Genomic DNA, 12,299 nt, shown 5'->3' with positions numbered 1-12,299 from the left:
TCCACTCGACCGAGCATCCGAAACGCCTAGAGGCGCCTAGATCCTTTGGAACAAGGCGATCGCTCAAACTCTTATGTGATCTGGAACGTTCACCATGCTGATGACAAGACAGGCTGTCGCTAGCCCGTCCCGTAGTGTCGCGATTGTCGGCCGCTACCGCTTCCAACTCACGGCATTATGGCTGCTGGCCGTCGTCCTTCCGGGTCTGTACGTGTATGCGGGCTTCATCACGGCGGAGTCAAATCGGGCTATTCTTAATAGCGCCGTTGCAGCCGCCCTCGCGTCGTTTGTCGCGCTAGTGATGCTACGCCGGATCAACGATTTTCCGGGTATCCGGTCCTACGCCTTTATCTTGCCGTCTCTCGCCGCCGCCTATGGAGCAACCCTGGTCCTGATCTTTGGACTACGTCTCGCATATAGCCGGTCGGTGCTGACCGGTAGCTTCGTTCTAGCCGTCATAACTGTGTTCGTCTTGGTCTACATGACGGAACGGATCATTAAGCTGCTATTCTTCGTAGTTCCGGGCGGTGACGTGGACTCGCTTGAAACTATCGAAGCCGCTGAGTGGGTTCGGCTGAAGGAGCCTACAGCTCCGACCAACCCGCGCGCTATGCTAGTTGCAGACTTTCGCTATGATCACGATGACGACTGGGAGCGATTGCTGGCTCGCGCCGCGGTTGGCGGTCAGCTCGTCTACCATTCCAAGCTTTTGCGAGAGTCTTTGACGGGAAAGGTGACGATCGAGCATCTTTCCGAAAACAGCTTTGGATCACTTCTACCCAATCTGGCATATCATAAATTCAAGCGGATGGCGGATCTCCTTGTCTGCTTGGCGCTTGCCCCCTTGCTGCTGGTACCGATGATCGCAATCGCGCTATTGATCAAGCTGGACTCGCCGGGGCCTGTCATCTTCCGCCAGCGGCGCGTCGGATACCGCAGCGAGGTTTTTGAGATGTTCAAATTTCGCTCAATGCGCCCACGCGAGGCCGTGCTCGACCAGCAGGCTGCGCGTCAAGATGCGATGACACAGAGTGACGATGACCGGATAACTCGAATCGGGCGATTCCTGCGCCAGACCCGGCTCGACGAATTGCCACAAATACTTAACATTGTGCGAGGTGAGATGAGCTGGATCGGTCCTCGTCCGGAAGCAGTTCCGCTATCTCAATGGTACGAAAACGAAATTCCGTTCTACAGCTACCGGCATATTATCCGTCCGGGAATAAGCGGTTGGGCGCAAGTGCAACAAGGTCATGTGACAGATTTGAGCGCGGTCAGTGAAAAACTTGCCTATGACTTCTACTATGTAAAATACTTCTCCGCGTGGCTCGACATGGTGATTGCGTTTCGAACAATTCCAACGATGATTGGCGGCTTTGGCGCGCGCTGAAGCTATCAATATCTACTTGCTTTCTTGAATTTGTGACAGGTCTCCCGCGTGAATCACGGCATTACGAAAGACACGCGAAATAAGTTCGACAAGGATGTTGCGTGGAGTGCATTTGCAATGCTGGTGCCGATCGCAATCGGATTACTGGCTTTGCCGCTGATTTTTCGCAATGTCGGTCAGCAGGTATTTACGCTGTTCCTCCTGTCCTATGGTGCGATCAATTTCGCTCCAAGCCTTGACCTAGGCGTCGCCCGGACAATGCAGAGACGTGTGGCCTATGCCGCCCCCTTCCACGTCGAAACCTTGGGCGCGCTCGTCGCTCATTCGCTTCGCCGCGCCACGATCGTCGCAATGGCGATAGCCGTTTTCGCCACGATCGGTGCCGCTATCCTGTTTCCACCCCAGCATGACGGCGTTGCCAGGATTGGCCTACCACTCGTAACTGGACTCGGCGTGTCGCTGGCAATCTATGCGAATTGCCAGCGCGGAATCTTGGAAGGATTGGGCGCCTTTTCGCGTTCAGCACTCAATCGCGCTGCGGTCGGCATCATGTTAGTCGGCGCCCCCGTTGCCACATCCTTCTTCGTTCGCGATGCAACCGCGCTGAGCCTCGCCGCCCTAGTCGTGCGGATCCCATTCATTTGGGAGCAGCAGCGTGCGATCCGTTCGACCGTAGCAGGCCGCGTCGTCGGCGAGGACGCCGAGCGCGAAGACGTCATCAGTGGCTTTATGCGCGAAAGCGGGTGGTTTGCACTTCTTTCCATTCTGGCCGTCGCCATGTCTGGGTTCGACCGCTACATCATGATCGGTTGGGGTGGCTTGGCAGGCCAGACGTTGACGACGTTCCTCGCAACTCAAGATCTGGCACTGCGAGCCATCGCGGTTCCGGCGGCATTGCTTCCCGCTCTTGCCGTTCGACTCGCGGCAAGTAACGGTACCGCGGCAGCCCGCCCCCTTGCCCGCCGCCTGTTTCTCGCCATTGTACCAGGAGTGATGCTGGGATGCATCGGCGGCGCGTTGATCAGCCCCTATATTGTCCATCTGCTCTATCCACTACTTCCGGTCGGCGAAGCTAGCGCAGCGTTGCGCATCTTGTTCTTGGGTATCGCCGCTAGCGCGGTGGCGCAGTTCCCTATGGCACGATTGGTTGCGGCGGGGCGCGCGCGAGATGCGGCACTGATGCATATGGGCGAATTAGTTATCTATTTGGCCTGCGTACCGCTCGCTATCGGGCATCTAGGGGCCGTAGGTGCGGCAGGGTTATGGTCTGGTCGGATCCTCCTTGATGCGGCATTGCTGACGCTGTGGAGCGGTTATTCACAAAAGGAACGGTTATCGATGCTGCAGGAAGGAAGCGCCATTATCGTGGGCGTAGCCGCCATCTTGGCGATCGGATTGCTGGCGTGACGCGAGCGTGAGCGCACCCCTCACCCACGCGAATACGGTGCTCGAGGAGAACGACGCCGGGGATCCAATACGGGTCGGAACGACCGTGCCCTGGCGCATTCTGGCCTTCCCGCTGCTGACAAACCTCTGGCCCATCCTTCTGTTTGTGTCACAGAAGGCGTTCGTAATTCCCGCGCTCGTCCTGACCGGGGCAGGCGACACGGGGTATCGCCGTGACTTGCTGATCGCAGCTGCAATGTCGTGCGTCGGCCTAATCGTCTACGCTTTACAGTATGGCAATTCCTACGACCAAGCGCATTTAATCGGCTTTCTCCTGTTTGTCGTTTCAATGCCAACGATAAACTACGCCATCCGCCTTGACGCCGAAAAGCTACGCCGCTTTCTGACCTATTTAACTCTGTTCAATACAGCGATGGGCTTCTTTCTCTTATTCTCGAACATTGATCTATACGGCCTGCGTGGCTTGAATCGCGTTGTCGGCACCGACGGCATTACGGCCCGTATTTATTTTGAGTCGTCGAGCCTAGCCGCCGTTATCCTTCTAACAACTTTCAAGCGGCGATGGCTGCAGATTTTCACGATAGTTGCAGTATTTGCCTTCACATTACTTATTGCGAAAAGCGTAGTTATTGTAATGCTGCTCGGACTGAACTTGATATTACCGTACCTTCTTAGAAGCTCGCTTGGCATAAAGTTTTTTGTTACAGTCGTTGCAATTATCACCTTTACAGTGCTTTATATCTATTTGCCCATTATACGACCAGATGTATATTTGAGCTTGAAGGTAAAGCAATTTCAGCTTGATATCATTACCGGGTCCCTTGGCGACCTTTGGTCAGGATGGGGGTGGGGCACCTTTTATCCTCAGCTCGCTAGCGATCCGGATCAACCTTACCAAGTTGAGATGCAGCTGCCGATGCTGCTACTACAATTGGGTCCTATTGCGCTATTATCAATAGTTACACTTATGCTGATGATGTTCCTGTCATCTACACATAACAGGATTATGGGATTTGCCAGGTTTGCCGTTTATTTACTAATTGGATTTAACAATCCTTGGCTGTTTGTTCCATCATGGTTTTTGACTTGCCAGCTATTGTTCAGGTATGATAATGCACGCTAGTGACATCCGTTTCCACGTGGTTCTATGCAGCCACAATGGTGCGGCATTTATTGAAGCCCAGATTGCATCTATTCTTCGCCAAGGCGATGGAATTGCTGTCTTGCACATTCACGATTTTGCATCGGGCGATAAGTCGCGCGAATTGCTCGACGGACTGAAGGCACAAGTCGGAAGCCGGATCCAGCTTCATTATCACCCCGACGCCCCCGGGGCTGCTGCATCTTTTATCCGCGCCTTACAGCATACCGCTCCAGTGCTGACAGAGCAGTCGCTCGTATTCTTGGCGGATCAGGACGACATATGGCTTCCAGAAAAGCTATCTACCGTTAAGAACGAAATTGAACGTCGGCGCTTGTCCCCTGCCGAGCCGTTCATTCTCTTCCACGACGTTCATGTCGTCGACGATACGCTGCAAATGATAAGGCCGACCTATTATACGGGCAATCCTTTCTGCGTACCGCGCGACATAGATCGCACCCGATTGTTAATGGCCAATCCCGCGATCGGGCATACCATGCTTATGTCGCCTGCCCTGATCAACTTGATGACGGTATGGCCCGACACGGACCGCTATATGATGCACGACTGGCTTGCGATGCTAATTGCCAGCCGCGCCGGGCGGATTGAGCAAATTCCTATAGCGCTCAGTCTTTATCGTCAGCATGAAAATAATGTCCTTGGCGCTTATCGCACCCGGGGCGGGATTGCATCGGTGTCGCGACTGCTGCGCTTCACTGATCGAATGGTCGTACAGGCGGTTGGCTTCGCACGGGCTGCGCACGATCTTTCGATAAAGCGAGCGATTACGTCTTCTGGACTGGAAGCATGGTGCCGATGCGGATATCGACCTGCTGCATTAGCATTATCAATGGGGGCCGTGATGCGTGGGCCGACTTGGCAGAGGAAGGCGATTGGCCTTCTATTGCTGGCCCGGGCAGTCATTGGACCGGCAAACGGAAAAACGGGACAGGGGCGTTCGTGAAGTTAGCAATAATCGGCACGGACGGCCTGCCCGCCCGGTATGGCGGGTTCGAGACGTTCGCCATGGAAGTTTCGCCTCGGATTGCAGGATTAGGCCACGAGGTCCTCGTGGTCGGCTCGTCGCGTGGACGGCCCGCTGGCGAAACGTTGCCCGAGGGCGTCACGGTACGGAATCTCCCACTGAGCGCCAACGGCGTAGCCTCCATCCCCTATGATATAGCAAGTTTCGCTACCGTCTGCCGCTGGGCCGACGCGGTGCTGCTGCTAGGTGTGTCTGCCGGCCCCTTTGTCCCGATTATGCGGCGTCTAACACGTGGCGGCAATTTGATTGTCAACGTCGACGGTCTCGAATCTCGCCGTGCAAAATGGTCTCGACTAGGCAAACGTTACTTGGCAACAGCCGAAACGCTCGCAATTCGAGGTGCGCGACATATTGTCGCCGACAATCGTGGTATTGCGGATATTATCGCCCAAACCCATGGCCACACGTCTACTATCATTGCCTATGGCAATGATCATGTGCTGCAGATCGACGATAGCGAATGCCGCCAAGTTCTTAAGTCTGAATTTGATCTGATACCGGATGGCTACTTCCTAACTGTCGCGCGGATCGAGCCCGAAAATAATATTGAAATGATGATCCGTTCGATCCCTCGCAATCAGGGGGTCCCATATGTAATACTCGGCAACTTTACATCGTCACCTTACGGACTAGAACTTATTAAACGCTACCGTGGCGATCCTTTGATACGTCTTATTCCTGCTACTTATGATCCGATGGCACTTGCGGCGTTGCGGTCGGGTTGTCAGGCGTATCTTCATGGCCATAGCGTCGGAGGCACCAATCCGTCGTTGGTAGAGATCCTCCCCTATGGCCGTCCGACGCTGTGTTTCGATTGCTCCTTTAATCGATATACACTCGATAACAGCGGCGCATTCTTCGCCTCGACAGCCGATTTGAGCGCGTTGATCGAAGCTGGGTCTCTCGAACGTTATACTCCCCCACCTGCGCTCCAGACCGATCCGCGCTATCAATGGCAGGCGATCGCCGAATGTTATGTCGCTCTGGCCTTTGAGGAATAAATCATGCTCGAAACCATTTTGCGCTGCCCTATGTGTGGCAGCGAAGCGCAACATAGTCGCTTTGATGCGGTTCCCGATTTCGTATTTCACGCCACAGACGAGCATTGGTCGGTCAATCAATGCGAAACCTGCGAAAGTCTATTCCTAGTCAATCGTCCAAGCGTTGATGAGATTGGACGCTATTATGAGCGCTATTACACCCATGAGAACGAAACCGGTACGCCATCAATCTCCGGCATCTCCGTTCAGTCAGGCATAGCGAAAAAGCTCGCCAATAGCTGGCGCAACCACAAATATGGCAGCGAGCGCCCTTCACTTAATGGTTTAGGTGTGGCCGCTGCGTTGGCGATCCCGCCACTGCGGGGCTGGATCGACGCCGAGTGCCGTCACCTTCCTACAAAGACGCCGTCTGGAAAACCGCTCCGCGTGCTTGATGTGGGGCATGGAGACGGACGCTTTTTGAAGTTCGTGAAGGAAATTGGATACGAAGCGTCTGGGCTAGAGATTGACCCGAAGGCCGTTGAGCAGGCGCGCGCCGAACAGCTCGATGTTCATCAGGGTGATATCGACGCCGCCACATCGATCTGGGGCGACGGGTATTTCGACTATATCACGTTAAGCCATGTGATCGAACACGTGCATGACCCCCGGCACGTTATCGGCACGGCCAGCCGACTGCTCAAACCTGGCGGTAAATTGTGGATCGAATGCCCCAATCCGAACGCACAGGGGCTGGCTTATTACGGTGCACGATGGCGCGATCTCGACCCACCACGCCATCTATGCATACCCAGCCTTAAGGCACTCCGCATGGTAGCCAAGGAACATGGCCTCAATTTCGATGAGCAACATCGTCGGCCGTTCGTGCCGTTTGAAGTCTATCCCTTTTCAGCAACTGCAAGCGGGCAGTCGGCGAAGAGCGGATATGCCAGAGCTGCTTGGGCAGAGCTTGTCGGACCAATTCGTCCGCAACGTCGTGAATGGCTTACACTGACCTTTATTAAGCCGATCAGCTGATATCTTGATATCAGTTTTAACAAATTATTTGTTTTTTATTCCTACATAACTATTATTTTATAACAAACAGTGGCTCATTTAGGCGAAGTCTGAACCATGACTGGATCTTCTCCCGTACAATTAATTCGACCCAAACGGTTTGGCGATACTAGAGGTTGGTTTACTGAAGTCTATTCGGTTCCTGCCTTTTCCGCTTTGGGAATTGACTGTACCTTTCTTCAGGACAATCACTCGCTGTCGGTACCAGCGTTCACGCTGCGAGGACTGCATTTCCAGACCCCGCCGCGTGGTCAGGACAAGCTAGTGCGGTGCGTTCGTGGTGCGATCTTCGATGTCGCGGTCGATATTCGGAAAGGCTCGCCTACCTATGGCAAATGGATTGGCGCCGAATTATCGGCAGAAAACGGCCATCAGCTGTTCATTCCGATTGGCTTCGCGCACGGATTTCTAACGCTTGAGGACAATTGCGAAGTCACGTACAAATGCTCGGACATCTACGCACCAGACTCTGATGGTGGCATCCGCTGGGATGATCTTGCGGTAGGCATCGACTGGCCAATGCCTGCGCGTACTATCCCCGAGCTTTCGGCAAAGGATGCGGTACAGCCGCTGCTGGCAGATTTCGACAGCCCCTTTCCCTATGACGGCCGCCCGCTGGCACCGCTCGCCTGAAGGATAGACATGATGCGTATTTTCGTCACCGGCGGGGCCGGTTTCATCGGTTCGGCGCTCGTCCGTCACCTGATGGAAAACACCGACCATGAAGTTCTCAACTTCGACAAACTGACCTATGCGGGCACGCTGACGACGGTCGAGCGCGTCGCGAGCTCGAACCGCTACCGCTTCGTCCAGGGCGACATCTGCGATGCAGACGCGGTCCGCGCGGCGATCGCCGAATTCAAGCCCGACGTGATCACGCATCTCGCCGCCGAGAGCCATGTCGACCGCTCGATCGACGGCCCCGGTGCGTTCGTCCAGACCAACGTCGTCGGCACCTTCACGATGCTGAGCGAGGCGCGCGCCTATTGGCTGTCCCTCGGCGACGCGGCCAAGGCGGCATTCCGCTTCCACCATATCTCGACCGACGAGGTGTACGGCTCGCTCGGCGAGACCGGGCTGTTCACCGAAGAGACCCCGTACGATCCGCGTTCGCCCTATTCGGCGTCGAAGGCGGGGTCGGATCATCTCGTCAGCGCCTGGGGCCACACCTTCGGCCTGCCCGTGCTGATCACCAACTGCTCGAACAATTACGGGCCGTATCACTTCCCCGAAAAGCTGATCCCGCTGATGATCGTCAAGGCGCTCGCGGGCGCCGACCTGCCCGTCTACGGCAAGGGCGATCAGGTCCGCGACTGGCTGTATGTCGAGGATCATGTCCGCGCGCTCCACGCGGTGTTCGAAAAGGGCGAGCCCGGCCGGACCTACAATGTCGGCGGCAACAACGAGAAGCAGAATCTCGAGGTCGTGAAGACCGTCTGCACGATCCTCGATCGCCTCCGCCCGCGCGCCGATGGCCAGCCTTACGCGACGCAGATCACCTATGTCGCCGACCGCCCCGGCCACGACAAGCGCTATGCGATCGACGCGACCCGGATCAAGGACGAGCTCGGCTGGGAGCCCGCCGAGACGTTCGAGACGGGCATCGAGAAGACCGTCGCCTGGTATCTCGACAACCAGGACTGGTGGCAGGCGATCGTCGCCGAGCACAAGGCCGACCAGCGTCGCGGGCTTTCGGTATGAAGCAGATCCTCGTCACCGGCGGCAACGGCCAGCTCGGCACCGAGCTTAAGCGTTATGCCTGGCCCGAAGGCTGGGCCGTCACCGCGATCGACATCGACGAACTCGACCTGCGCGATACCGCGGCGATCGCCGCGATGGTTGCGGGCGGCCATGACGGCACGCCCTGGGCCGCGGTGATCTCCGCCGGCGCCTATACCGCAGTCGACAAGGCGGAGAGCGATATCGTCACCGCCTGGGCGGTCAACGCGATGGCGCCCGCGGCCTTCGCCGAAGCCTGCGCCAAGGCTAGCATCCCGATCGTCCAGGTCTCGACCGACTACGTCTTCGACGGCGCGCGCGAGGGCGCGTGGGAGGTCACCGATCCGGTCGCGCCGCTCGGCGTCTATGGCGCATCCAAGCTTGGCGGCGAGCTCGCAGTCCGCACCTCGGGCGCCCGTCACGCGATCGTCCGGACTGCCTGGGTGGTCAGCGCGCACGGCAACAACTTCGTCAAGACGATGCTCCGCGTCGGCGCGACCAACCCGCGCCTGCGCGTGGTCGACGACCAGCATGGCAGCCCGACGTCCGCGGCCGATCTCGCCGCTGCGCTCGCGACGATCGCGATGCGGCTCGTCGAGGATCCCGCCGCCCCCACCGGCGTCTATCACTTCAGCAATGCCGGCGCGGTCACCTGGGCCGGCTTCGCACGCGAGATCTTCGCGCAGAGCGGCGCGCGCGGCGGGGCCAGCGCCGAGGTCGAGGGCATCCCGACCAGCGACTATCCGACGCCTGCGACGCGCCCGGCCAACTCGCTGCTCAGCCATGACGCGATCACGAGAGACTATGGCATCCATCCGCCCGCGTGGCAGACCGCGCTCGGCAACATCCTCGACGAACTGCTCGGGGCCCCCAAGAAGGACATCTCCCAATGAAGGGCATCATTCTCGCCGGCGGTTCGGGCACGCGGCTTCATCCGGCGACGCTCGCCGTGAACAAGCAGCTGCTGCCGGTCTATGACAAGCCGATGATCTATTATCCGCTGTCGGTGCTGATGCTCGCAGGCATCCGCGACATCCTAATCATCTCGAGCCCCGAATATATCGACAATTACCGTCGCCTGTTCGAGGACGGGTCCGCGTTCGGCCTCGCCATCTCCTATGCCGAACAGCCCAGGCCCGAGGGCCTCGCCCAGGCGTTCACGATCGGCGCGGACTTCATCGGCGACGACGATGTCGCACTTGTGCTCGGCGACAACATCTTCTTCGGCGCACACCTGACCGACCTGCTGGCGAGCGCGGTCGCGCGCAAGGGCGGCGCGACGGTCTTCTCCTACCGCGTCGACGATCCCGAGCGCTACGGCGTCGTCGAGTTCGGCGAAGGCGGCAAGGCCGTCAGCCTCGAGGAAAAGCCGGCAAAGCCCAAGTCGCACCATGCGGTCACCGGCCTGTATTTCTACGACAACCGCGTCGTCCAGTTCGCCCGCGACCTGAAGCCCTCCGCGCGTGGCGAGCTCGAGATCACCGATCTCAACCGCATTTACATGGAGGCGGGCGACCTGTTCGTCGAACAGATGGGCCGCGGTTACGCCTGGCTCGACACCGGCACGCACGATAGCTTGCTCGAAGCCAGCGAATTCGTGCGCACCATCCAGCACCGCCAAGGCATTCAGGTCGCATGTCTCGAAGAGATTGCGTTTCACCAAGGCTTCATAACTGCTGATCAGGCTCGCGAGGCTGGCGAGCGCTTTAACAAAACGAGCTATGGGCGTGCAATCTTGAACGCAGTGGATGGGAGTTAACTTACCTATTCTCGGCGCAGGCAATGACGGCTTGCCCTCCCATAGACCACGCGCAGCATCGACTATGCCAATCCCGCGATCCAGGTGCAGCCGGCGACCAGTACACTGCTCGCCAGCCCTGCCCGCACTGCTGACCGCCACTCGGGCAACGCGAAGGCACGCAGCAGCGGTTACAGCTTCCTCGGCGGGATCGGTATCGGCAACCATAATTGGCCGGTCGGCGCATTTGCAGGCTATTTCAACAGCCGCCAGCGGATCAGTGCCCTTGGCGCTGCGACCAGAACCGATGATTGGCGCGTCGATCCTTTATGATGGTGGCGATGCCCGCGCCACGCGCGCGCTGCCGGGGGCAAGCAGCGTAACCGGGCGCTATGGTCTACACAGCTGGGCGACCGACCTGTCGGTCGGCTATGCGCTGGCCATGGCGAATGACTGGACGCTGAAGGTCTGCGAGCAGTCCGAGCCCTGCGTAACCGGCACCGAAGTCATCGATCGCCGTCGTAAACCCGCGAGCCTGATAGGCGTCGATAATCCGCCGGACGTGAGCCACCTCGCGCATCCGCTCGTCTTCGGTAAACTCGAACATCAGTCGCTGAGGATCGAAGCCGACACGATGAGCTGCCGTCAGCGACGCCCTGATACAAGCGTCGGGTTCATAGACGGCGTTCGGCATGATGTTGATCGACAGCTTCGTGGCGTCATCCGGCGGAAAGAGCCGCCCGGCCAGTTTGATCGCCTTGACCCGGCACGTCTGGTCGAACTTGTAGATTATGTCCGCATCGACGCTGGCCAGCACCTCCCCGGCGGACTGCCCGTCCGCGCCGCGGACAAGGGCTTCGTAGGCGAAGACCGCCCCGGACCCGATGTCGACGATTGGCTAAAACGCCATTGTGATCGTCATAGTGAGGGGGGGCACCGGTTCTGCATCCCTGGCACGCCTTCGACCTGGCCAGTGACGTTGATTGTGCAGCATCGGCAGCTGTGATTGGGGAATACATCATGCCGGTCTAGCTTGGTGCATAACCCCTTAATTATGGTTGAAGCAATGATCGTTTTAGCGGCATCAACTTGGCAGCTCTCAGCTGCAAATATCCTGATTTTCGGACGTCGCATATGTGGCTAATTTTGCGACAATAACTGACCGGAGGCGGCTTCTGTCGCATCGCAAAAGGGGTCCCTTTTGCATCACCGGTCAGGATGCGCGGCACCAGTTATGGCATGACGATCGCTGCTCGAAACGATACGTTTGCTTGTGGTTAGCAGCGGAGGCCAAATGCGTAAAAGTGAGCTTATTCGGAGCATAGCCTCACTAAATCCGGACCTGTCAGAACCAGTATGCCGGACGTTGGTAGAAAAGCTGTTTAACGCCATTATCGACCATCTCAGAGATGGCGGTGCCGTTGAATTACGCGGTTTTGGACGATTTTTTTCTAAGCCAGCATGCTCAGCGAACCGTCCGAAACCCTCGGACGGGGGAGGCTATCCCGAAAGGCGAATTCGCGGCAGTACGATTTCGTCCCGGCAAGTTAATATGTGCCCGGATTAATACCCAGGTATCCACCGAAGCCAAAGGACCCTGATGCAAAAGTCAAAAGTTTTGCATCAGCCCTGATCGTGAATTTACCAGCCTGAGCGGCGATAGCCGGTTGCCCAGCCACCCATGCGATCAGAGGCAAGGGCCTCTGGACTAGCGCCCATCTGCGACCCATGTTTCAACGGGAAAGGGGATGACGATGGTTAGTACATCCAACGACGGCATCATGTCTGAATACCTCGTGAAG

At 57.5% G+C, this 12,299-nt stretch carries 13 protein-coding genes and 1 pseudogene; 13 read left to right on the top strand and 1 reads right to left on the bottom strand.

Going from position 1 to position 12,299, the window contains the following annotated elements; all coding sequences use genetic code 11:
- Window positions 1-94 precede the first annotated feature (94 nt).
- The 11 genes from IFT87_RS18235 to IFT87_RS18185 all read left to right on the top strand — a co-directional run bounded on the left by IFT87_RS18235 (window position 95) and on the right by IFT87_RS18185 (window position 10,830).
- Window positions 95-1,390 carry a sugar transferase gene (locus IFT87_RS18235; protein WP_192191503.1) on the top strand — a complete coding sequence of 432 codons (1,296 nt, stop codon included), beginning with the start codon at window positions 95-97 and terminating at the stop codon, window positions 1,388-1,390.
- A 48-nt stretch (window positions 1,391-1,438) separates the two neighbouring features.
- Window positions 1,439-2,797 (top strand): lipopolysaccharide biosynthesis protein, encoded by a 1,359-nt coding sequence (locus IFT87_RS18230; protein ID WP_192191502.1) that lies wholly within the window; start codon window positions 1,439-1,441, stop codon window positions 2,795-2,797.
- 7 nt (window positions 2,798-2,804) lie between these two features.
- Entirely contained in the window at window positions 2,805-3,920 is a 1,116-nt protein-coding gene (locus IFT87_RS18225) for a hypothetical protein (RefSeq protein WP_192191501.1), read from the top strand.
- A complete protein-coding gene (locus IFT87_RS18220) occupies window positions 3,904-4,902 on the top strand; it encodes a glycosyltransferase (protein ID WP_192191500.1) in 999 nt (332 codons plus the stop codon). Before IFT87_RS18225 ends, IFT87_RS18220 begins: the two co-directional genes overlap by 17 nt.
- Window positions 4,899-5,984: a DUF1972 domain-containing protein gene (locus IFT87_RS18215; RefSeq protein ID WP_192191499.1), complete on the top strand. Its 1,086-nt coding sequence runs from the start codon at window positions 4,899-4,901 to the stop codon at window positions 5,982-5,984. Before IFT87_RS18220 ends, IFT87_RS18215 begins: the two co-directional genes overlap by 4 nt.
- A 3-nt stretch (window positions 5,985-5,987) precedes the next feature.
- Window positions 5,988-7,001 carry a class I SAM-dependent methyltransferase gene (locus IFT87_RS18210; protein WP_192191498.1) on the top strand — a complete coding sequence of 338 codons (1,014 nt, stop codon included), beginning with the start codon at window positions 5,988-5,990 and terminating at the stop codon, window positions 6,999-7,001.
- A 96-nt stretch (window positions 7,002-7,097) separates the two neighbouring features.
- Window positions 7,098-7,673 (top strand): dTDP-4-dehydrorhamnose 3,5-epimerase, encoded by a 576-nt coding sequence (rfbC, locus tag IFT87_RS18205; RefSeq protein WP_192191497.1) that lies wholly within the window; start codon window positions 7,098-7,100, stop codon window positions 7,671-7,673.
- A 12-nt stretch (window positions 7,674-7,685) separates the two neighbouring features.
- Complete coding sequence (gene rfbB / locus IFT87_RS18200) at window positions 7,686-8,741, top strand: dTDP-glucose 4,6-dehydratase (RefSeq protein WP_056025501.1); 1,056 nt, start codon at window positions 7,686-7,688, stop codon at window positions 8,739-8,741.
- Entirely contained in the window at window positions 8,738-9,652 is a 915-nt protein-coding gene (rfbD, locus tag IFT87_RS18195) for a dTDP-4-dehydrorhamnose reductase (RefSeq protein WP_192191496.1), read from the top strand. The genes rfbB and rfbD overlap by 4 nt, the downstream gene beginning before the upstream one ends.
- A complete protein-coding gene (gene rfbA, locus IFT87_RS18190; protein ID WP_192191495.1) occupies window positions 9,649-10,518 on the top strand; it encodes a glucose-1-phosphate thymidylyltransferase RfbA in 870 nt (289 codons plus the stop codon). Before rfbD ends, rfbA begins: the two co-directional genes overlap by 4 nt.
- 84 nt (window positions 10,519-10,602) lie before the next feature.
- Window positions 10,603-10,830 (top strand): hypothetical protein, encoded by a 228-nt coding sequence (locus IFT87_RS18185; RefSeq protein WP_192191494.1) that lies wholly within the window; start codon window positions 10,603-10,605, stop codon window positions 10,828-10,830.
- Between the two features lie 64 nt (window positions 10,831-10,894).
- Here IFT87_RS18185 and IFT87_RS18180 read toward each other — a convergent pair whose 3' ends face one another.
- Window positions 10,895-11,383 carry an EAL domain-containing protein gene (locus IFT87_RS18180; RefSeq protein WP_342211200.1) on the bottom strand — a complete coding sequence of 163 codons (489 nt, stop codon included), beginning with the start codon at window positions 11,381-11,383 and terminating at the stop codon, window positions 10,895-10,897.
- Window positions 11,384-11,791: 408 nt separating this feature from the next.
- On the opposite strand from IFT87_RS18180, the pseudogene IFT87_RS21085 reads away from it, so the two are divergent.
- Together IFT87_RS21085 and IFT87_RS21080 are read left to right on the top strand one after the other, a co-directional pair.
- Window positions 11,792-11,884 (top strand): annotated as a pseudogene (locus IFT87_RS21085) (HU family DNA-binding protein); the annotation flags it as partial.
- Between the two features lie 22 nt (window positions 11,885-11,906).
- Window positions 11,907-12,098 (top strand): HU family DNA-binding protein, encoded by a 192-nt coding sequence (locus tag IFT87_RS21080; RefSeq protein WP_446740636.1) that lies wholly within the window; start codon window positions 11,907-11,909, stop codon window positions 12,096-12,098.
- The last annotated feature ends 201 nt before the right edge of the window (window positions 12,099-12,299 follow it).

The sequence above is a fragment of the Sphingomonas sp. CFBP 8765 genome (assembly GCF_014841445.1).
In the GTDB taxonomy this organism is placed as follows: domain Bacteria; phylum Pseudomonadota; class Alphaproteobacteria; order Sphingomonadales; family Sphingomonadaceae; genus Sphingomonas; species Sphingomonas aerolata.
This window is presented reverse-complemented; position numbering and strand designations above follow the sequence as displayed.